The organism is Bacillus sp. FSL E2-0195 (genome assembly GCF_038003645.1).
GTDB classification, from domain to species: domain Bacteria; phylum Bacillota; class Bacilli; order Bacillales; family Bacillaceae_G; genus Bacillus_A; species Bacillus_A mycoides.
In genome coordinates this window covers 3,799,963-3,822,024 of record NZ_JBBOPN010000001.1, presented here as the reverse complement: position 1 = coordinate 3,822,024, position 22,062 = coordinate 3,799,963, and the positions used below count along the sequence as shown (strand labels likewise).

Sequence of the window (22,062 nt, the reverse complement as noted above, 5' to 3'; positions counted from 1 at the left end):
GGAACACTTTGACGAGAAACAAAGTAGAAATTTGCGGTGTTGATACAGCTAAACTTCCAGTACTAAAAAATGAAGAGATGCGTAAATTATTTCGTGAAATGCAAAGTGGAGAGATAAGCGCCAGAGAGAAATTAGTGAATGGAAACTTACGTCTTGTACTGAGCGTCATCCAAAGATTTAATAACAGAGGAGAATATGTTGATGATTTATTTCAAGTTGGTTGCATTGGACTTATGAAATCCATTGATAACTTTGATTTAGGCCAAAATGTAAAGTTTTCAACGTATGCTGTGCCGATGATTATTGGAGAAATACGCAGATATTTGCGTGATAACAATCCAATTCGTGTATCTCGCTCATTACGAGATATTGCGTATAAAGCGTTGCAAGTAAGAGAAAAATTGATTGCTGAAAATTCAAAAGAACCAACAGCAATGGATATTGCGAAAGTTCTTGAAGTGACACATGAAGAGATTGTTTTTGCACTAGATGCGATTCAAGATCCGGTTTCATTATTTGAACCGATTTATAACGATGGAGGAGATCCTATCTTTGTTATGGATCAATTAAAGGATGAAAAACAAAAGGACGAGCAGTGGGTTGAAGAACTGGCGTTGAAAGAAGGAATGAAGCGTTTAAATGATCGTGAAAAAATGATTATTCGAAAACGTTTCTTTCAAGGAAAGACACAGATGGAAGTTGCCGAAGAAATTGGGATTTCTCAAGCGCAAGTATCACGTTTGGAGAAGTCTGCTATTAAGCAAATGAATAAGACGATTCAAGGATAAGGTCCTCACCAGTTATGGTGAGGTCTTTTTTATATATAATATTTTGCGCTCATAGTAGATTGGGTAGGTTCATATAATGAAAATAAAATGGATGTTCTATTAGTAGCGGTTATATACTGTTTATCCGCTTCGAAATTAGGCTGAAGTAAAAAGTTAGATGGAAGCGGGACTGCCCGTAAAAGTCCGATTGGCATGGGTTAATAATCAGTAGGGATGGGGATAATCTCACTGATTAAGGTTTCACTTTATTTGAGAGCGTACTTACGATTCATGATATAAGGGAGAGGATGAATATGATACGGATTTCGGAGTTTCAAATGAAGGATGTTGTAAATGTTTCAGATGGAAAGAGGCTTGGGAATATTGGAGATATTGATATTGATATAGACACAGGAAAGATTAGGGCGGTTATTATTTCTAAGCAGGCACGAATGCTTGGACTCTTTGGAAAGGAAGTAGAATTTGTGATTCCTTGGGAGCAAATTATGAAAATTGGAGAAGATGTCATACTTGTAAAAGTAGATCATGTTAATTCTGTAACAGAATCAATACAAACACCGACAATTTCATAAAGAATATTACAAATTCCTCTTTTTTTTCTGTTGTCATTATGAAAAAATAAAAGTATGGTAAAATAGACAGGAAGTACCATACTTTTTTCTGTTATTTTAATTAAAAGGAGTCGCTTTATGAGAGAACCATTTAAATATGCGGACGGTATACTGTATTTACAAGCGTGGAAAGAACTTGGAAACATTACTGTTGGATTTACGACAAAAGATGGTGGAGTAAGTACAGGCTCCTTTCATGCGATGAATTTAGGATTACATGTGAATGATATCGTGGAGAATGTTCATGAAAACAGACGCATTTTAGCTAATAAGTTACAAAAACCATTAGAAAAATGGATTTGCTCTGAACAAGTTCATGACCATCATGTTGAGAAAGTAGGACTGCAAGAAAAAGGGAAAGGCGTTTATTCATATGAAGACGGTATTCCAAAAACGGATGGCATTTATACGACTAACAAAGATGTTCTCTTAACATCTTGTTACGCTGATTGTGTTCCGCTCTATTTTTATGCACCATCACATGATATGATAGGACTTGCGCATGCTGGGTGGAAAGGGACTGTAACAGAGATTGCGAAAGAAATGATTCAAAAGTGGAATGCAGAAGGTGTTTCAAGTGATGAAATTCATGTCGCAATTGGTCCTGCAATCGGATCATGTTGTTATGTTGTTGATGATCGTGTATTAACAGCAGCACAGCAAGTAGTAAACGGATCTGTTCCTCATAAAGTAATTTCTGATGGTCAGTATGCAATTAATTTAAAAGAAGTTAATCGTATTTTATGTGTACAAGCAGGCATAAAAGAAGAACATATTGTAATGTCATCTCTTTGTACAAGCTGTGAAGAACAATTATTTTTCTCTCATCGTCGTGATCAAGGTAAGACGGGGAGAATGTTGAGTTTCATAGGTTTTAAGGAGGAGTGAAGTAAGTGACAGTGCAAGGGAATTTAGCAGATGTAAACGAAGTAATTAAAGAATCTTGTGTACGAGCTGGACGTTCGATGAAAGATATTAAGCTCGTTGCAGTTACAAAAACTGTAGGGATTGAAAAAACAAGCGAAGTAATTGAAACAGGAATTATTGATTTAGGTGAAAATAGAAATGAAGGTTTCTTACAAAAATACGAGCATTTCGGTTCAAAAGTGAATTGGCATTTTATTGGATCATTGCAAACGAGAAAAGTAAAAGAAATCATTAATGAGATTGATTATTTACATTCATTAGATCGTCTTTCGCTTGCAAAAGAAATTCAAAAACGTGCTGATAAGAAAGTTAAATGCTTTATTCAAGTGAAAACATCATCTGAAGAATCAAAGCAAGGATTGGCGATAGAAGAAACAATTTCTTTTATTCAAAGTTTGCAAGAATTGGATAAGATTGAAGTGGTAGGATTAATGACAATGGCTCCGTTTACAGGAGAAGAGGAAGAGATTCGTCGCTGCTTTAAGGAATTGCGCATGCTACAAACAGAGGTGCAGGAGCTAGAATTATTACATGCACCATGTAAAGAATTATCAATGGGAATGTCAAATGATTACACGATTGCAATTGAGGAAGGCGCTACATATATTCGTTTGGGAACGGTTTTAGTAGGAAAAGCGTAGGAGGAAGGAGAAAGTTATTATGAGTTGGTCAAAAGTAAAATACTTCTTTTTTGACACACCGGAAGAAAAAGAAGCAGCTCAATATAGTTATGAAAAGGAGCAAACAGACATGAAAAAGCAACAAGATCCCCCAGAACAACAAGATGTTCCGTTTGCGAAAGTGCAACCGAAGCAAAATGTAGTGAGTATTGAAACAGCGAAGCAATCTTCAAAAGTTGTTTTACTAGAACCACGTACATATTCGGAAGCGCAAGGCATTTCGGATCACTTAAAAGGTAGACGAGCTGTTGTAATTAATTTGCAAAGAATGTCTACAGATCAAGCTGTACGTATCGTTGACTTTTTAAGTGGTACTGTATACGCTATAGGCGGGGATATTCAAAAAATAGGCCCGAAAACATTTATGTGTACACCTGAAAATGTTGATATCGTTGGTGCGATTTCAGAGTTATTCGGTGAAGAAGAAGAGACAAATATAAAGAGGTGGTAATACGCCATGACAACAGTTTTAACAGTGTTACTTACTGCTATCGAGATTTACTCGTGGGCACTAATTATTTACATTCTCCTATCATGGTTTCCTGGCGCAAAGGAATCAGCTTTTGGAGATTTTCTTGCGCGTATTTGCGAACCGTATTTAGAGCCGTTTAGGAGGTTTATTCCACCATTTGGTATGATTGATATTTCTCCACTTGTTGCTATTGTTGCCTTGAAACTTGCTAGAGGTGGTTTAGTGAGTTTATTCAACTATTTTTTATAGTGTGAGGTTAAATACATGAGCATCTATGAGCATTTTAGACCTGATGAAGAGGTCTTTGTGGATAAAGTATTAGAGTGGAAACAGGCTGCTGAGTACCATCAAGTCAAGTTAACAGATTTTCTTGATCCAAGACAGCAACAAATTGTTTCTATGGTAATAGGGCAAGGAGATGTAGCTGTACGGTTTGATGGTGCGATGCCTGAAGCCGAACGGAAAAGAGCACTAATTTATCCAGATTATCTAGAATTAAATGAAGAGGAATTTCAAGTAGAAGTATTAGAAATTGACTATCCTTCCAAGTTTTTTACGCTAGAACATAGGCAAATATTAGGTGCATTCATGTCGCTTGGTTTAACAAGGGAAAAATGTGGTGATATTTTGCTTCAAGAAGACCGTGCCCAAATTGCAGTTGCCAAAGAAGTTGTATCGTATATTGAAATGAACTTACAATTAATAGGGAAAATGAAAGTCACACTCTCTCCTATACAAGTAGAGAAAATTTTGCGTGTAGGTGAAAAATGGGGAGAAAAATCTGGGACTGTTTCGTCACTTCGTCTAGATGTTTTATTAGCTGAAATGCTACATATATCTAGGCAGAAGGTACAGCCTCTTATAAAAGGTGGCTTAGTAAAAGTCAATTGGAAAACAGTAGAGCAAACTTCGTATGAATGTTTTCCAGGGGATGTTTTCTCGGTTAGAGGGTATGGACGAAGTAAATTATTTTCTGTAGAAGGTAAAACGAAGCGCGACAAATGGAGAGTTTTGTATGGTATACTAAAATGATTGGTTTTTTAGAAGGAAATTCTCTTATTTTGTCGAAGAAAAGATATAATTGAAAGAGGAAATTTAGATAACTACTTGGAGGTGGCGTTGTGCCGTTAACACCATTAGATATTCATAACAAAGAATTTGGTCGCGGGTTTCGTGGCTACGATGAAGATCAAGTAAATGAGTTTCTTGATCAAATCATCAAAGATTATGAATTAGTCATTCGTGAGAAAAAAGCTTTAGAAGAAAAGGTTGCACAATTAGAAGGAAAGTTAGATCATTTTTCTAATATTGAAGATACGCTGAACAAATCTATCATTGTCGCACAAGAAGCTGCTGAAGAAGTGAAGCGTAATGCACAAAAAGAAGCAAAATTAATTGTACGTGAAGCAGAAAAAAATGCAGATCGTATCATTAATGAAGCGTTAGTGAAATCAAGAAAAGTTGCTTTTGATATTGAAGAGTTGAAGAAACAAGCGAAAGTATTCCGAACTCGTTTCCGTATGTTATTAGAAACACAACTTGAAATGTTAAACAACGATGATTGGGATAAACTAATTGAATTAGAAGACGAAGTGGACGAACTGTTGAAAAAAGAAGAAACAGTGTAAGCTTGACGTTTTTCTCATTATTACATATAATTTTAAACAGCATATTTATTAAGAAAAACGAAGATAGGGATAAGTACCTTTTTCATACCTTATATAGCGAACTGAGGATGGTGTAAGCTCAGGATAAGGAGATAATGGGAATATCACCCTGGAGTTCCGCGCTGAACAAATTTAGTAAGCGTAGGCGTATATTCGCGTTAAGAATATAAAGAGGACCTTATGCATTTGTATATGGTCTACTAGGGTGGTACCGCGGGAGACTTTCTCGTCCCTTTTTGGGGATGAGAGGTCTCTTTTTTATTCCCTTTTTTAAGGTCTGTCGTTTATATATTTAAGGAGGAATTGAGCATGGAGTACAAAAATACATTACTAATGCCAAAAACAGAATTCCCGATGCGTGGGAATTTACCGAAACGTGAGCCTGCAATGCAAGAAAAATGGGCTGAAATGAATATTTATGAAAAGGTACAAGAACATACGAAAGGCCGTCCTTTATTTGTACTACATGATGGACCTCCATATGCAAATGGTGACATCCATATGGGACACGCACTAAATAAAGTGTTAAAAGACTTTATTGTTCGTTTTAAATCAATGACTGGATACTGTGCACCATATGTACCAGGTTGGGATACACACGGTTTACCAATTGAGCAAGCTTTAACAAATAAAGGTGTAAAGCGTAAAGAAATGACAGTTGCTGAGTTCCGTAAGTTATGTGCAAAGTATGCATATGAGCAAGTGGAACGTCAACGTGAACAATTTAAGCGTTTAGGTGTACGTGCAGATTGGGATAATCCATATATTACTTTAGAGCCAGCTTATGAAGCACAACAAATTAAAGTGTTTGGTGACATGGCGAAAAAAGGTTATATCTATAAAGGACAAAAACCAGTTTACTGGTCTCCAACAAGTGAATCAGCTTTAGCAGAAGCTGAAATTGAATATCAAGATAAAAAATCAGCATCTATTTACGTAGCATTCCCTGTAAAAGATGGAAAGAACGTATTAGAAGGTGATGAGAAATACATTATTTGGACAACAACGCCTTGGACGTTACCTGCAAACTTAGGTATTTCTGTTCACCCAGAACTTGAATATGCTATTGTGAAAGTAAATGATGAGAAATATATCATCGCTTCTGAACTATTTGAGACAGTTGCAAAAACGTTAGAGTGGGAAAATGCTGAAGTTGTGAAAACGGTAAAAGGTAGCGAACTTGAGTATACAGTTGCAAAACATCCATTCTACGATCGTGACTCATTAGTTATGCTAGGAGAGCACGTAACAACAGATGCAGGTACAGGTTGTGTTCATACAGCACCAGGACACGGGGAAGATGACTTCGTTGTTGGTAAAAAGTATGGCTTAGAAGTACTTTGCCCAGTTGATGATAAAGGTGTATTAACAAATGAAGCACCTGGATTTGAAGGCTTATTCTATGATAAAGCTAACAAGCCAATTACGGAAAAATTAGAAGAAGTAGGCGCGTTACTGAAACTAACATTCATTACGCATTCATACCCACATGATTGGAGAACGAAAAAACCAATTATTTTCCGTGCGACAGCGCAGTGGTTTGCATCTATTGAAGCGTTCCGTAAAGAATTATTAGAAGCTGTTGCGGAAACAAAATGGGTACCAGCATGGGGAGAAACTCGTCTTCATAATATGGTTCGTGACCGTGGTGACTGGTGTATTTCTCGTCAGCGTGCATGGGGTGTGCCAATTCCTGTATTCTATGCAGAAAATGGTGATCCAATTATTACAGATGAAACAATTAATCATGTAGCAGATTTATTCCGTGAGCACGGTTCTAACGTATGGTTCGAGCGTGAAGCGAAAGATTTATTACCAGAAGGATTTACACATACAGGTAGCCCAAATGGTGAATTCCGTAAAGAAACAGACATCATGGATGTATGGTTCGATTCAGGTTCTTCTCACCAAGCGGTATTAGAAGAGCGCGAAGACTTACAACGTCCAGCTGATTTATATTTAGAAGGATCTGACCAGTATCGTGGTTGGTTTAACTCTTCATTATCAACAGCAGTTGCTGTAACTGGTAAAGCTCCATATAAAGGCGTACTAAGCCATGGTTTCGTACTAGATGGTGAAGGACGTAAAATGAGTAAGTCGATTGGAAACATCGTCGTACCGAAGAAAATTATGGATCAATTAGGCGGAGACATTTTACGCTTATGGGTATCTTCTGTTGACTATCAATCTGATGTACGTATTTCAGATGATATTTTAAAACAAGTAGCAGAAGTGTATCGTAAAATCCGTAACACATTCCGTTTCTTATTAGGAAACTTAGATGATTTTAATCCAAGTGAAAATACAGTAGCGGTAGCTGAACTTCGTGAAGTAGATCGTTACATGTTAGTGAAGTTAAATGACTTAATTACAAAAGTAAAAGATGCATATGAAACATATGACTTTGCTGCTGTATATCATGCAATTCACAACTTCTGTACAATTGATCTAAGTTCATTCTACTTAGACTTTGCAAAAGACATTTTATACATTGAAGGTGCAGATCACGCGGATCGTCGTGCAATTCAAACTGTATTATATGATGTTCTTGTTGCATTAACGAAACTTGTAACGCCAATCTTACCTCATACAGCTGATGAAGTATGGCCATATGTTCCTGGTGCAGAAGAAGAAAGCGTACAGTTAACTAATATGCCAGAAGCTACAGAAGTAGAGGGTTCAGAAGCGTTAAGAGCAAAATGGGATGCATTTATGACATTACGTGATGACGTTTTAAAAGCGTTAGAAGTAGCTCGTAATGAGAAAGTAATTGGTAAGTCATTAAATGCGAGCATTACGCTATATCCGACTGCAGAAATGAAGGCTATGTTAGAGTCTATTAGCGAAGACTTAAAGCAATTATTCATCGTCTCTGAGTATAAACCTGGTGGTACAATTGAAGAAGCGCCAACAGAAGCACCAAAGTATGAGCATACAGCTGTAGTTGTAGCACAGGCGACAGGTGAGACGTGTGAACGTTGTTGGGTTGTTTCAGAAACAATTGGTAAAGATGCAGAACATGAAACATTATGTGAGCGTTGTGCAACGGTTGTTAAAGAAAATTATGTAAAATAATGAAAAAAAGCTGACTGCTCATAATAGCAGTCAGTTTTTTGTTGATGATATATCGAAATAACTTTCACTCTCTTTCCTATGAAGGAAAAATGTGTGTGAGGTAAGCGTGGAAATTTCGGACACACTAATTGTACATTGCAGCTGGGAGGAATGTACACGTGAATGAAATTTATATGGAAATAAAAGAAGAATTGCAATTGATGAGAAAAGAGTTGCAAGATAGATTGGCGAAAGAAGTAATGCACACATACTATATGGAATTTGGGCAAGAACTTGGATACGAAATAAAGGAAGAGACAAAGAAAAAATTGCTATTACATGATATAAAAGAGGATTTAAAAGATGTAGAACGTGCATTGTTTAAAATGGAAATAGATATGTACGGTATTTGTGAAGAAACTGGAAGAGCGATTTCTACAAAACAAATGAAAACAATGCCGACTGCTCGTACTATTCATGAATTTTTCTATGAAAAGGTAAATGTATGAAATACGCACAACGATATTATGTTACCTTTTTTTAATTTATTTTATTCTTCTACAAAGGTTCATTGTGAAAAGGTAGCAGCTATGCTAAAATTTTGAGGTACACTGTCTTTGTGGGGGAAATGAAAATGATATATTATGTAATAGCGTTATTTGTCATTGCCATCGATCAAATATCGAAGTGGCTAATTGTAAAGAACATGGAATTGGGTACGAGCATTCCGATTATCGATAATGTATTATACATAACATCTCATCGAAATAGAGGAGCTGCCTGGGGTATTTTAGAAAATAAAATGTGGTTTTTCTACATTATTACAGTCATTTTCGTAGCATTTATCGTATTTTATATGAAAAAATATGCGAAAACGGACAAGCTTCTAGGTATTTCATTAGGTCTAATTTTAGGCGGAGCAATTGGCAATTTTATTGATCGTGTATTTAGACAAGAAGTAGTGGATTTCATTCACGTGTATATTTTCTCGTACAACTATCCGGTATTCAATATAGCTGACTCAGCATTATGTATTGGAGTTGTATTAATTATTATTCAAACAGTATTAGAAGGAAAGAAAGCGAAGGAGTAATTGAATGAGTGAAGTAGTACAAGTAACAGTTGCAGAAGAACAAAAAAGCGAGCGAATTGATAAATTCGTTGCAGAAATAAACAGTGAATGGTCACGTTCACAAGTGCAGCAATGGATTAAAGATGCTGTTGTGACAGTAAATGGGAAATCAGTTAAAGGGAATTATAAAGTAAAAGGAAATGATGAAATTACAGTAACAATTCCCGAGCCAGAAGAGTTAGATATTCAACCGGAAGATATGAATTTAGAAGTTTATTATGAAGATGCCGATGTACTAGTTGTAAATAAGCCGCGTGGCATGGTAGTACATCCAGCACCAGGGCATACGAAGGGTACGCTTGTAAACGGACTTATGCATCATTGTACAGACCTATCAGGTATTAACGGTGTAATGCGTCCTGGTATAGTACACCGTATTGATAAGGATACATCTGGATTATTAATGGTTGCTAAAAATGATATGGCGCATGAATCACTTGTAAATCAACTTGTAGCAAAAACGGTAACAAGACGTTATAAAGCGATTGTACATGGTGTAATTCCACATGATAAAGGAATAATTGACGCTCCAATTGGTCGTGATAAAAAAGAACGTCAAAGTATGACTGTTGATGAAAATGGTAAGAATGCAGTTACACATTTCCAAGTGTTAGAGCGATTTAAGGATTTCACACTTGTAGAATGCCGCTTAGAAACGGGACGTACACACCAAATTCGTGTTCATATGAAATATATTGGTTATCCACTTGCAGGAGATCCAAAGTATGGTCCGAAGAAAACATTAGATATGAATGGACAAGCACTTCATGCAGGGATTTTAGGTTTCGATCACCCTCGTACTGGTGAATATATTGAGTTTGAGGCACCGATTCCAGAAGTGTTTGAAGAAGCGCTAAATGTTTTACGGAAATAGTATTGACAAATCATAAGAAAACTGAGATACTGACAACAGTTAAATAATGATCCTTTAACACAGCCCCGTGAGGTTGAGAAGGTAACGGTTTGAAATACTTAGGGTATGTTGTACCCTTTTTTCAAAAGTCCTCTCGCACACGCTGAGAGGACTTTTTTTATACCATTACTCTCACGCAAGAAAAAAAGCTTGGAGGTGTAGAGCATGCAAGAGAAAGCTGTCGTTTTAGATGACCAAATGATTCGCCGCGCTTTAACACGAATTAGTCATGAAATCGTGGAACGAAATAAAGGTGTCGATAATTGTGTTCTTGTCGGAATAAAAACACGTGGAATTTTTATTGCACAACGTTTGGCAGAACGAATTGGTCAAATTGAAGGAAAAGAGATGGAAGTAGGAGAGTTAGATATTACGTTATATCGTGATGATTTAACACTACAATCGAAACATAAAGAACCACTTGTAAAAGGTTCTGATATTCCTGTAGATATTACGAAGAAAAAAGTTATCCTTGTGGATGATGTGTTATATACAGGTAGAACAGTTCGAGCAGCAATGGATGCTCTTATGGATTTAGGTAGACCATCACAAATCCAATTGGCTGTTCTTGTTGATAGAGGTCATCGTGAATTACCAATTCGCGCTGATTATGTAGGAAAGAACATTCCAACATCTAGTGAAGAGCGTATCGAAGTTGATTTGCAAGAGACAGATCAACAAGATCGAGTAAGCATATACGATAAGTAAAGCCCTTTTAAATGTAGTCCTGTGAGGCTGCCAAAGGGTCTTGGCTTTCATATGTCAAATTTGGCATACGAAAGTGTAGGACTCTTTGTGCACAGGCACAAAGAGTTTTTTTATTGCAAAAATTAAAACTGAAGGAGGATGTAACAATGGAGCAAAAGCCAGTGTTAGACATTCATGAAGTACCGAAACCGGGAAAATGGTTATTATTAAGTATACAACATTTGTTCGCGATGTTTGGATCAACAGTGCTTGTTCCGTTTTTAACAGGACTGAATCCATCAGTAGCTTTAATATCAAGTGGATTAGGAACGCTAGCGTTTCTTCTAATAACGAAAGGTCAAGTACCAGCATATTTAGGATCATCATTCGCCTTTATTGCACCAATTATTACAGCGAAAACAGCAGGTGGACCTGGAGCAGCGATGCTTGGAGGAATGCTTGCGGGACTTGTTTACATCTTAATCTCACTCGGAATTAAGAAATCTGGGTCAGAATGGATTATGAAATTACTTCCGCCAATCGTAGTTGGGCCAGTCGTAATGGTAATCGGTTTATCTTTAGCACATACAGCAGTGAACATGGCGATGAACGGTGCGGATGGTAAGTATAGCATTACACACTTTTCAGTAGCATTAGTAACATTAGCAATTACAATCATTTGCTCCATATTCGGGAGAGGATTTTTCAGTATCATACCAGTGCTACTTGGAATCATCGGCGGGTATATATTCGCTTACTTCCAAGGGCTAGTAGATTTAAAGTCAGTAGCTGAGGCAAAATGGTTTGTCATACCAGACTTCACAGTACCGTTTGTAACATATACTCCGGAGTTTTCATGGAAAATTGTACTCTTAATGGTGCCAGTTGCACTTGTAACAATTTCAGAACATATCGGACATCAAATTGTACTTGGAAATGTTATTAAAAGAGATTTAATTGAAAAACCAGGTTTACATCGTTCAATCTTCGGTGATGGGATAGCAACATTGATCGCATCACTAATAGGAGGACCACCGAATACAACGTACGGTGAAAACATCGGTGTGCTAGCAATTACGAGAGCATACAGTGTATACTTATTCATCGGTTCAGCAGTGTTCGCAATCATGTTTGGATTTATCGGGAAGATTTCAGCACTGATTCATTCGATTCCAACACCAGTTATGGGTGGTGTATCAATCTTACTCTTCGGTGTAATCGCATCAAGTGGTTTACGTATGATGGTAGACGATAAAACAGACTTAGGTGACAAACGAAACTTAATGATTGCATCAGTTATACTAGTAATCGGTATTGGCGGAGCGGTACTGCACGTAGGTGAATCGTTCCAAGTAGAAGGAATGGCGTTAGCAGCAATTGTAGGTGTACTATTAAATCTACTACTACCAGAGACAAAACAAACAAATAAAACAAAACAATCTAAGCAGATTGCTTCATAAAAATAACCTTTTAATTCAGTCCTGTGAGATAGAAAAGGGTGGCTACTTTAACGCACCCTAGTCTCAAAGACTAGGGTATTTTTATACAGTTATTGTTATATAAATTCAATGGTGTTATCATAAAAAACAGAAAGATGAGGGATGACGATGAGCCATTTGTTAACGATGAGTGAATTATCGGAACAAGAAATTTCAGAAATCCTAAAAGACGCAGAAGATTTCGCGAATGGAAAAGAGAGAAAAACGACAGAGCAAACATTTGTTGCGAACTTGTTCTTTGAGAATAGTACGAGGACGAGATTTAGCTTTGAAGTTGCTGAGAAGAGATTAGGACTTGAAGTATTAGACTTTTCCGCAGATGCATCTAGCGTACAAAAAGGAGAAACTTTATACGATACGATAAGAACACTAGAATCAATCGGAACAAAAGCGATAGTCATCCGCCATGAGCAAGATCGTTACTTCGATGAATTAAAAGATCAGGTGAATATCCCAATCTTGAACGCTGGAGATGGATGTGGAAATCATCCAACGCAATGTCTACTCGATCTTCTAACAATTAAACAAGAGTTTGGAAGATTTGAAGGTTTGAAGATTGCAATAGTTGGGGATGTTCGTCATAGCCGAGTAGCACGTTCTAATGCAGAAGCATTAACGAAACTGGGCGCGACAATTTACTTTGCAAGCCCAGAAGAGTGGAAAGATGAAGAGAACACATTTGGAACGTACAAGAGTTTAGATGAACTTGTTCCAGAAGTGGATGTGATGATGTTACTTCGTGTACAACATGAGCGTCATGACCATTATGAAACAGACATTATGAAAGAGTATCACGAGCAACATGGGTTAACAGTTGAAAGGGAAAAACGTATGAAAGAAGGAAGCATTATTATGCATCCAGCCCCTGTAAACCGTGATGTTGAAATTGCGAGTGAACTTGTCGAGTGTGAACGCTCACGCATATTCAAGCAAATGGAAAACGGGGTCTACGTAAGAATGGCTGTACTAAAACGCGCATTACCAAATGTATTAGGAGGAATGAAACATGAATTATTTGTTTAAAAATGGTCGTTATATGAATGCAGAAGGAACAATCGTAGCAACAGATCTTCTCGTACAAGACGGTAAAATTGCGAAGGTAGCAGAAAATATTACGGCAGATAATGCTGAAGTAATCGATGTAAATGGAAAGTTAATCGCACCTGGATTAGTAGATGTACACGTTCATCTTCGTGAACCAGGTGGTGAACATAAAGAAACAATTGAAACAGGAACACTTGCAGCAGCAAAAGGTGGATTTACTACAATTTGCGCAATGCCAAACACACGCCCAGTACCAGATTGTAAAGAACATATGGAAGACCTGCAAAAGCGTATTAAAGAAAAAGCACATGTAAATGTATTACCATATGGAGCAATTACAGTACGTCAAGCAGGTTCTGAAATGACCGATTTTGAAACGTTAAAAGAACTTGGAGCGTTTGCTTTCACTGATGATGGCGTAGGCGTGCAAGATGCAAGCATGATGTTAGCTGCAATGAAGCGTGCATCGAAATTAAATATGGCAGTTGTTGCACACTGTGAAGAGAACACACTTATTAATAAAGGATGTGTACATGAAGGGAAGTTTTCTGAGAAACACGGATTAAACGGTATCCCATCAGTATGTGAATCCGTACATATTGCTCGGGACATCTTACTTGCGGAAGCTGCAAATTGTCACTACCACGTATGTCATGTAAGTACAAAAGGATCTGTACGTGTAATCCGTGACGCGAAACGTGCTGGAATTAAGGTGACAGCAGAAGTAACACCGCATCACTTAGTATTATGTGAAGATGATATCCCATCGGCTGATCCTAACTTTAAAATGAATCCACCGCTTCGAGGAAAAGAAGATCATGCAGCGTTAATTGAAGGACTATTAGATGGAACAATTGATATGATCGCAACTGACCATGCACCGCATACTGCAGAAGAGAAAGCGCAAGGGATTGAAAGAGCACCGTTCGGAATTACTGGTTTTGAAACAGCATTCCCGCTTTTATATACGAACCTTGTGAAAAAAGGAATCATTACATTAGAGCAACTGATTCAATTCTTAACAGAAAAACCAGCTGACACATTCGGTTTAGAAGCAGGGCGCCTAACAGAAGGTAGAACAGCTGATATTACAATTATCGATTTAGAACAAGAAGAAGAAATTGATCCAACAACATTCTTATCAAAAGGAAAAAACACACCATTCGCAGGTTGGAAATGCCAAGGTTGGCCGGTTATGACAATCGTTGGTGGTAAGATCGCATGGCAAAAGGAGAGTGCATTAGTATGAAAAGACAACTTATCTTAGAAGATGGAACAGTATTAATTGGAAAAGGTTTCGGAGGAGAAATAGAAAAGTCAGGTGAGGTTGTATTTACAACTGGGATGACTGGATATCAAGAAACTTTATCTGATCCATCATACTGCGGTCAAATCGTAACATTTACGTATCCATTAATCGGAAACTACGGCATTAACCGTGATGATTTTGAATCAATTCACCCATCTGTAAATGGTTTAATCGTAAACGAAATTTGTGATCACCCATCAAACTTCCGTAATGAAATTTCGCTAAATGATTACTTGAAAGAAAGAAATATCCCAGGATTAGCAGGAATTGATACGAGAAAATTAACAAGAAAAATTCGTCAATATGGAACTTTACGCGGACGTCTTTGCAATATGGATGTGGATGTAGAGGACATCGTTAGCCAATTGAAAGCAACTGTCTTTACAGATCATGTGAAACGCGTATCAACAAAAGATCCATATCCAAGTCCAGGCCGTGGACACCGAGTTGTACTTGTAGACTTCGGAATGAAACATGGTATTTTACGAGAATTAAATAAGCGTGATTGTGATGTAATTGTTGTACCTTACAATACAACAGCAGAAGAAATTCTACGCCTTAGCCCAGATGGAATTATGTTAAGTAATGGACCTGGGGACCCAAAAGATGTACCAGAAGCAATTGAAATGTTAAAAGAAATTATTGGTAAAGTTCCTTTATTCGGAATTTGCCTAGGACATCAATTGTTCGCCCTGGCATCTGGTGCGAATACAAGTAAGTTAAAATTCGGTCACCGTGGTTTAAATCATCCAGTAAAAAATCTTGCAACTGGAAAAGTAGCAATTACATCTCAAAACCATGGTTACGCAGTAGAAGAAGAATCAGTTGGAAATACAGAACTGGAAATTACACATGTTGCTTTAAATGATGGAACAGTAGAAGGTCTTCGTCATACGAAGTTCCCAGCATTTACAGTGCAATACCATCCAGAAGCTTCTGCAGGACCAGAAGATGCAAATGATTTATTCGAAGATTTCTTAGCAATGATTGAAAACTTCAAGAAAGAAGGGGAAGAGTTATGCCAAAACGCCTAGACATTAACACAATTTTAGTAATCGGATCAGGACCAATTGTAATTGGGCAAGCAGCAGAGTTTGATTACTCTGGTACACAAGCTTGTCAATCTCTTAGAGAAGAAGGTTACAAAGTAATCCTTGTTAACTCTAACCCAGCAACAATTATGACAGATACTGCAACAGCAGATAAAGTATATATAGAACCATTAACATTAGAATTCGTAAGCCGTATAATTCGTAAAGAACGTCCAGATGCACTTCTACCAACATTAGGTGGTCAAACAGGCCTAAACATGGCTGTTGAACTTGCGAAATCAGGCATACTTGAAGAGTGCGGAGTTGAAATTTTAGGAACAAAATTATCAGCAATCGAGCAAGCCGAGGATCGTGATTTATTCCGTACATTAATGCAGGAATTAAATGAACCAATTCCATCTAGCACGATTATTCATACGCTGGAAGAAGCACATGAATTTGTAAAAGAAATTGGTTATCCAGTTATTGTTCGCCCAGCATTTACAATGGGGGGAACAGGTGGCGGAATCTGTAATAATGAAGAAGAACTAATTGAAATCGTATCAGGTGGATTAAAACATAGTCCAGTAACACAATGTTTATTAGAAAAGAGTATTGCCGGTTGTAAGGAAATTGAATATGAAGTAATGCGTGATTCGAATGATAACGCGATTGTAGTATGTAACATGGAAAATATCGATCCGGTTGGGGTTCACACAGGTGATTCTATCGTTGTAGCACCGAGCCAAACATTAAGTGACCGTGAGTATCAAATGTTACGAAACACTTCATTAAGAATTATTCGTGCATTAGGAATTGAAGGTGGATGTAACGTTCAGCTTGCACTTGATCCACATAGCTTCCAATACTATGTAATCGAAGTAAACCCGCGTGTGAGTCGTTCGTCTGCACTAGCATCTAAAGCAACTGGATATCCAATTGCGAAGCTAGCGGCGAAAATTGCAGTCGGTTTAACATTAGATGAAATTGTAAACCCAGTAACACAAAAAACATATGCTTGCTTCGAGCCAGCATTAGACTATGTTGTTTCAAAAATTCCACGTTGGCCATTTGATAAGTTTGAATCAGCAAACAGAACACTTGGTACACAAATGAAGGCAACTGGTGAAGTTATGTCAATCGGACGTAACTTAGAACAATCATTATTAAAAGCGATTCGTTCTTTAGAGCTTGGCGTTTATCACCTAGAGTTAGACCACTTAAAAGAGCTTGATAAAGAAACGATGAAAAAGCGTATTATAAAAGCTGATGACGAGCGTCTGTTCGTTGTAGCAGAAGCAATCCGTCAAGGTGTAACGAAAGAAGAAATCAACGAATGGTGTGAAATGGACTTCTTCTTCTTACAAAAAATTGAAAATATCGTAAACATGGAACGCGAAGTAAAAGCGAATGTAGGAAATATGGAAGTGTTACAATCTGCTAAAGAAATGGGCTTCAGTGACCATTACATCGCCAATGCTTGGAACAAAACAGAGCGTGAAATTTACGATATGCGTAAAGAAAGCAATATGACTCCTGTTTATAAGATGGTAGATACTTGTGCGGCAGAGTTTGAATCTGCAACACCATACTACTACAGCACATATGGTGACGAGAATGAATCGATTGTAACAGATCGTAAGAGTGTAGTTGTACTAGGATCTGGTCCAATCCGTATTGGTCAAGGTGTTGAGTTTGATTATGCAACAGTTCACTCTGTATGGGCAATAAAAGAAGCTGGATATGAGGCAATCATTGTTAATAACAACCCAGAAACAGTTTCAACAGACTTCAGTATTTCTGACAAATTATACTTTGAACCATTAACAATCGAAGATGTAATGCACATTATCGATTTAGAAAAGCCAGAAGGTGTTATCGTCCAATTCGGTGGACAAACGGCAATTAACTTAGCGGCTAAATTAGAAGCACACGGTGTAAAAATCTTAGGAACATCACTTGAAGATTTAGACCGTGCAGAAGATCGTGATAAGTTTGAAGCAGCTTTAACAAAGCTTGGTATCCCGCAACCAGTTGGTAAAACAGCAACGACTGTAGAGCAAGCAGTAGCGATCGCTGACAAAATTGGTTACCCAGTATTAGTAAGACCATCTTACGTACTAGGTGGACGTGCGATGGAAATCGTATATCGTCAAGAAGAATTACTGCACTACATGAAAAATGCGGTTAAAGTTCACGCAGATCACCCAGTATTAATCGACCGTTATATGGTTGGTAAAGAAATTGAAGTAGATGCAATTTCAGACGGTGAGAATGTATTCATTCCAGGTATTATGGAACATATCGAACGCGCTGGAGTTCACTCTGGGGATTCAATTGGAGTATATCCACCACAGAGCTTATCTGAAAAACTAAAAGAACAAATTATTGAACATACAATTGGGCTTGGAAAAGGTTTAAACATTGTTGGATTACTAAACATTCAGTTTGTAGTATTCAAAGATGAAGTGTATGTAATTGAAGTAAATCCACGTGCGAGCCGTACAGTACCATTCTTAAGTAAAATTACAGGCGTACCGATGGCAAATATCGCAACGAAAGTTATTTTAGGTCAAAACCTTGTAGAACAAGGATATGGAACTGGCTATCACCCAGAAGAGAAGGAAGTGTATGTAAAAGCACCGGTATTCTCATTTGCGAAACTACGCTCAGTTGATACAACATTAGGGCCTGAAATGAAATCAACAGGGGAAGTAATGGGTAAAGATTTAACGCTTGAAAAAGCATTATATAAAGGACTTGTTGCTTCAGGAATTAACATTCCAACGCACGGATCAGTAATCATCACTGTAGCGGATAAAGATAAAGAAGAAGCGCTGGAAATTGCAAAACGCTTCCATGAAATCGGCTATAACTTATTAGCAACAGCAGGAACAGCACAATCGCTAACAGAACAAAACATTCCGGTGCAAGTTGTAAACAAAATTGATTCTGAAGACTACAACTTACTTGATATTATCCGTCAAGGGAAAGCGCAGTTTGTAATCAATACATTAACAAAAGGAAAACAGCCAGCGCGTGATGGTTTCCGCATTCGCCGTGAATCAGTAGAAAATGGTGTGGCTTGCTTAACATCACTTGATACAACGAGAGCAATCTTGAGAGTATTAGAATCTATGACATTCTCAGCTCATTCAATGAAAGAAATTACGCAAACGAAGCGTCACGAGGTGGTACATGCATGATGCAAAAGCAAAATATGATCGTCGTTAACCAAAAAGAAATCGCAAAAAACATTTACGAATTAGTGCTTCAAGGGGATTTAGTGCAGCAAATGAACGATCCAGGGCAGTTTGTACACATTAAGGTAGCAGAGGGCATTACGCCTCTTCTGCGCCGCCCAATTAGTATTTGTAATGTCGATCAAGACAAGAACGAATTTACAATGCTATATCGTGCGGAAGGACAAGGGACAAAAACATTAGCGAAAAGAAAACAAGGTGAACTTGTAGATGTGTTAGGACCACTTGGTCATGGATTTCCTGTAGAAGAAGCGGAATCTGGACAAACGGCTCTATTAGTTGGTGGGGGAATTGGTGTACCACCACTATATGAATTGTCACAGCGTCTTGTAGCAAAAGGAGTACGCGTTATTCACATCTTAGGTTTCCAAACGAAAGATGTTGTCTTCTATGAAGAGAAATTCGCAGAACTTGGTGATACGTATGTTGCAACAGTTGATGGTACACATGGTACAAAAGGGTTTGTAACAGATGTAATCGATAGCTATGGAATTGACTTTGACATTCTCTACTCATGTGGACCTTTAGCGATGCTTCGTGCATTAGAAGGACGCTATAAGGAGAGAAAAGCCTACATTTCATTAGAAGAACGTATGGGCTGTGGTATCGGAGCATGTTTCGCATGTGTATGCCATTTGCAAGCAGATCCGAGTGGGCATTCTTACAAGAAGGTGTGTAGCGACGGACCAGTATTTCCAATCGGGGAGGTTGTACTATGAACAGATTGCAAGTTGAATTACCAGGGTTATCATTAAAAAATCCAATCATCCCAGCATCTGGTTGCTTCGGATTTGGTCGTGAGTATGCACAGTTCTATGATTTAAGTGTACTTGGATCAATTATGATTAAAGCGACAACAGAACAACCTCGTTATGGAAACCCAACGCCTCGTGTTGCTGAAACACCAGGCGGAATGCTAAATGCAATCGGGCTTCAAAATCCTGGATTAGAAAAGGTAATGAATTCTGAATTACCTTTTCTCGAGCAATTTGATCTTCCGATTATTGCAAACGTTGCGGGTTCACAAGCTGAGGATTACGTAGCGGTTGCGAAGGCGATTTCAAAGGCACCTAATGTTCATGCGCTAGAATTAAATATTTCTTGTCCAAACGTAAAAACGGGTGGTATCGCTTTTGGTACAAATCCTGAAATTGCTGCTGATTTAACGAAGCGAGTAAAAGAGGTTTCTGAAGTACCGGTATATGTGAAATTGTCACCGAACGTGGCAAACATTGTGGAAATTGCAAAAGCAATTGAAAATGCGGGTGCGGACGGTTTAACGATGATTAATACATTGCTTGGTATGCGTCTAGATTTAAAAACTGCAAAACCAATTTTAGCAAACCGTACGGGCGGACTATCAGGGCCTGCGATTAAGCCAGTAGCAATTCGTATGGTACATGAAGTAAGTCAAGCGGTTAACATTCCGATCATCGGAATGGGTGGTATTGAAACAGCGGAAGATGTAATTGAATTCTTCTATGCGGGCGCAAGCGCGGTCGCAGTTGGAACGGCGAACTTTATCGATCCGTTCGTATGTCCGACAATTATTGAAGAATTACCAGCATTACTAGATGAATTAGGATTTGATCATATTTCGGAATGTCAAGGAAGGAGCTGGAAGCAAACATGTCACAGTCGTTAATCGTTGCACTAGATTTTCCAGGGAAACAAGAGGTAGAACAATTCTTACACCACTTTGAAGGGGAAGAGTTATTTGTCAAAGTGGGTATGGAGTTATTTTACAAAGAGGGTCCTGCAATTATTACGCACTTAAAAGAAAAAGGACATAAGATTTTTCTAGATTTAAAACTTCATGATATTCCGAATACGGTAAAAAGCGCTATGCGTAGCCTAGCTAGTCTAGATGTAGATATGGTAAATGTTCATGCTGCTGGGGGAAGTAGTATGATGAAAGCTGCGATTGAGGGATTAGAGGAAGGTAAGCAAGAAGGAAAAGAGAGACCGATTTGTATTGCAGTTACACAACTAACAAGCACTTCGGAAGCTATGATGAAAAAAGAGATTGGTATTGAGAAAACGTTAGAAGAAGCGGTTGCTCATTATGCAAAATTAACGAAAGAAAGTGGACTTGATGGCGTTGTTTGTTCAACACTTGAAGTACCAAAATTACGTGAAGTATGCGGAAATGAATTTGTAACAGTAACACCGGGGATTCGTCTTGCAAGCGATGATGTAAATGACCAGGTGCGCGTAGCAACACCGAAACGTGCGAGGGAACTTGGCTCAAGCTACATCGTAGTTGGACGTAGTATTACAAAAGCAGAAAATCCGCTTGAAGCGTATAAAACAGTAAAACAACAGTGGGAAGGTGTAACAGTATGAAAAAAGAAATCGCATCGCATTTATTAGAAATTGGAGCAGTATTTTTACAACCGAATGATCCATTTACTTGGTCTTCTGGTATGAAATCACCAATTTATTGTGATAATCGTTTAACTTTATCTTATCCAAAAGTACGCCAAGCGATTGCAGCTGGATTAGAAGAGTTAATTAAAGAGCACTTCCCAACTGTAGAAGTTATTGCAGGAACAGCAACTGCTGGTATTGCGCACGCTGCATGGGTAAGCGATCGTATGGATTTACCAATGTGCTACGTACGTAGTAAAGCAAAAGGTCACGGTAAAGGGAACCAAATCGAAGGAAAAGCTGAAAAAGGTCAAAAAGTAGTAGTAGTAGAAGACTTAATTTCAACTGGCGGTAGTGCAATTACATGTGTAGAAGCACTTCGCGAAGCTGGCTGTGAAGTATTAGGAATCGTATCAATCTTCACGTACGAGCTTGAGTCAGGAAAAGAGAAACTAGAAGCAGCAAACGTAGCATCATATTCTTTAAGTGATTACAGTGCATTAACTGAAGTTGCAGCAGAAAAAGGTATGATCGGACAAGCTGAAACGAAAAAATTACAAGAGTGGCGTAAAAATCCAGCTGACGAAGCTTGGGTTACAGCGTAATACGAAAAAA

Annotated in this window: 22 protein-coding genes and 1 other annotated feature; all 22 genes read left to right on the top strand. The window is 38.0% G+C overall.

Translation table 11 applies throughout. The features are described from left to right. Positions 1 to 8 precede the first annotated feature (8 nt). The 22 genes from sigG to pyrE all read left to right on the top strand — a co-directional run bounded on the left by sigG (position 9) and on the right by pyrE (position 22,052). Complete coding sequence (gene sigG, locus MHH59_RS19535; RefSeq protein ID WP_002014725.1) at positions 9 to 788, top strand: RNA polymerase sporulation sigma factor SigG; 780 nt, start codon at positions 9 to 11, stop codon at positions 786 to 788. Positions 789 to 1,081: 293 nt separating this feature from the next. Then, positions 1,082 to 1,360, top strand: a complete 279-nt coding sequence (locus MHH59_RS19530) for a YlmC/YmxH family sporulation protein (RefSeq protein WP_012261605.1) — start codon at positions 1,082 to 1,084, stop codon at positions 1,358 to 1,360. Between the two features lie 117 nt (positions 1,361 to 1,477). Continuing rightward, entirely contained in the window at positions 1,478 to 2,287 is an 810-nt protein-coding gene (gene pgeF / locus MHH59_RS19525; protein WP_002128855.1) for a peptidoglycan editing factor PgeF, read from the top strand. 5 nt (positions 2,288 to 2,292) lie between these two features. Continuing rightward, positions 2,293 to 2,967, top strand: a complete 675-nt coding sequence (locus MHH59_RS19520) for a YggS family pyridoxal phosphate-dependent enzyme (protein ID WP_002033757.1) — start codon at positions 2,293 to 2,295, stop codon at positions 2,965 to 2,967. A 19-nt stretch (positions 2,968 to 2,986) separates the two neighbouring features. Next, positions 2,987 to 3,457: a cell division protein SepF gene (locus MHH59_RS19515; RefSeq protein ID WP_002014721.1), complete on the top strand. Its 471-nt coding sequence runs from the start codon at positions 2,987 to 2,989 to the stop codon at positions 3,455 to 3,457. A gap of 6 nt (positions 3,458 to 3,463) precedes the next feature. Further along, entirely contained in the window at positions 3,464 to 3,727 is a 264-nt protein-coding gene (locus MHH59_RS19510; protein ID WP_002014720.1) for a YggT family protein, read from the top strand. Between the two features lie 15 nt (positions 3,728 to 3,742). Then, positions 3,743 to 4,510, top strand: a complete 768-nt coding sequence (locus MHH59_RS19505; RefSeq protein ID WP_340852156.1) for a YlmH family RNA-binding protein — start codon at positions 3,743 to 3,745, stop codon at positions 4,508 to 4,510. Between the two features lie 89 nt (positions 4,511 to 4,599). Further along, on the top strand, positions 4,600 to 5,106 hold the full coding sequence (gene divIVA / locus MHH59_RS19500; protein WP_001131609.1) for a septum site-determining protein DivIVA: 507 nt from the start codon (positions 4,600 to 4,602) through the stop codon (positions 5,104 to 5,106). Between the two features lie 51 nt (positions 5,107 to 5,157). Next, positions 5,158 to 5,382: a binding site (T-box leader), on the top strand. A gap of 72 nt (positions 5,383 to 5,454) precedes the next feature. Next, the gene (ileS2, locus tag MHH59_RS19495; protein WP_340852154.1) at positions 5,455 to 8,220 is read left to right on the top strand and encodes an isoleucine--tRNA ligase; all 2,766 of its coding nucleotides are present in this window, start codon (positions 5,455 to 5,457) and stop codon (positions 8,218 to 8,220) included. A 158-nt stretch (positions 8,221 to 8,378) separates the two neighbouring features. After that, complete coding sequence (locus MHH59_RS19490; protein WP_002014715.1) at positions 8,379 to 8,708, top strand: hypothetical protein; 330 nt, start codon at positions 8,379 to 8,381, stop codon at positions 8,706 to 8,708. A gap of 125 nt (positions 8,709 to 8,833) precedes the next feature. Next, positions 8,834 to 9,292: a lipoprotein signal peptidase LspA gene (gene lspA / locus MHH59_RS19485; protein ID WP_002128849.1), complete on the top strand. Its 459-nt coding sequence runs from the start codon at positions 8,834 to 8,836 to the stop codon at positions 9,290 to 9,292. A gap of 4 nt (positions 9,293 to 9,296) precedes the next feature. Further along, a complete protein-coding gene (locus tag MHH59_RS19480) occupies positions 9,297 to 10,205 on the top strand; it encodes an RluA family pseudouridine synthase (protein ID WP_002128848.1) in 909 nt (302 codons plus the stop codon). 204 nt (positions 10,206 to 10,409) lie between these two features. Next, complete coding sequence (gene pyrR / locus MHH59_RS19475) at positions 10,410 to 10,952, top strand: bifunctional pyrimidine operon transcriptional regulator/uracil phosphoribosyltransferase (protein ID WP_001156489.1); 543 nt, start codon at positions 10,410 to 10,412, stop codon at positions 10,950 to 10,952. 146 nt (positions 10,953 to 11,098) lie between these two features. Further along, positions 11,099 to 12,391, top strand: a complete 1,293-nt coding sequence (uraA, locus tag MHH59_RS19470; protein WP_340852151.1) for a uracil permease — start codon at positions 11,099 to 11,101, stop codon at positions 12,389 to 12,391. A 147-nt stretch (positions 12,392 to 12,538) separates the two neighbouring features. Next, positions 12,539 to 13,453 carry an aspartate carbamoyltransferase gene (gene pyrB / locus MHH59_RS19465; RefSeq protein ID WP_340852149.1) on the top strand — a complete coding sequence of 305 codons (915 nt, stop codon included), beginning with the start codon at positions 12,539 to 12,541 and terminating at the stop codon, positions 13,451 to 13,453. After that, entirely contained in the window at positions 13,437 to 14,723 is a 1,287-nt protein-coding gene (gene pyrC / locus MHH59_RS19460; RefSeq protein ID WP_002088243.1) for a dihydroorotase, read from the top strand. Before pyrB ends, pyrC begins: the two co-directional genes overlap by 17 nt. Continuing rightward, positions 14,720 to 15,817: a carbamoyl phosphate synthase small subunit gene (locus tag MHH59_RS19455; protein ID WP_002111416.1), complete on the top strand. Its 1,098-nt coding sequence runs from the start codon at positions 14,720 to 14,722 to the stop codon at positions 15,815 to 15,817. Before pyrC ends, MHH59_RS19455 begins: the two co-directional genes overlap by 4 nt. Beyond that, a complete protein-coding gene (carB, locus tag MHH59_RS19450; RefSeq protein WP_201056867.1) occupies positions 15,802 to 19,020 on the top strand; it encodes a carbamoyl-phosphate synthase large subunit in 3,219 nt (1,072 codons plus the stop codon). The genes MHH59_RS19455 and carB overlap by 16 nt, the downstream gene beginning before the upstream one ends. Beyond that, positions 19,017 to 19,796: a dihydroorotate oxidase B electron transfer subunit gene (gene pyrK, locus MHH59_RS19445; protein WP_002088239.1), complete on the top strand. Its 780-nt coding sequence runs from the start codon at positions 19,017 to 19,019 to the stop codon at positions 19,794 to 19,796. Before carB ends, pyrK begins: the two co-directional genes overlap by 4 nt. Beyond that, positions 19,793 to 20,722: a dihydroorotate oxidase B catalytic subunit gene (gene pyrD / locus MHH59_RS19440; RefSeq protein WP_002088238.1), complete on the top strand. Its 930-nt coding sequence runs from the start codon at positions 19,793 to 19,795 to the stop codon at positions 20,720 to 20,722. The genes pyrK and pyrD overlap by 4 nt, the downstream gene beginning before the upstream one ends. Next, on the top strand, positions 20,707 to 21,423 hold the full coding sequence (pyrF, locus tag MHH59_RS19435; protein ID WP_340852148.1) for an orotidine-5'-phosphate decarboxylase: 717 nt from the start codon (positions 20,707 to 20,709) through the stop codon (positions 21,421 to 21,423). The genes pyrD and pyrF overlap by 16 nt, the downstream gene beginning before the upstream one ends. After that, a complete protein-coding gene (pyrE, locus tag MHH59_RS19430) occupies positions 21,420 to 22,052 on the top strand; it encodes an orotate phosphoribosyltransferase (protein WP_000711455.1) in 633 nt (210 codons plus the stop codon). Before pyrF ends, pyrE begins: the two co-directional genes overlap by 4 nt. The last annotated feature ends 10 nt before the right edge of the window (positions 22,053 to 22,062 follow it).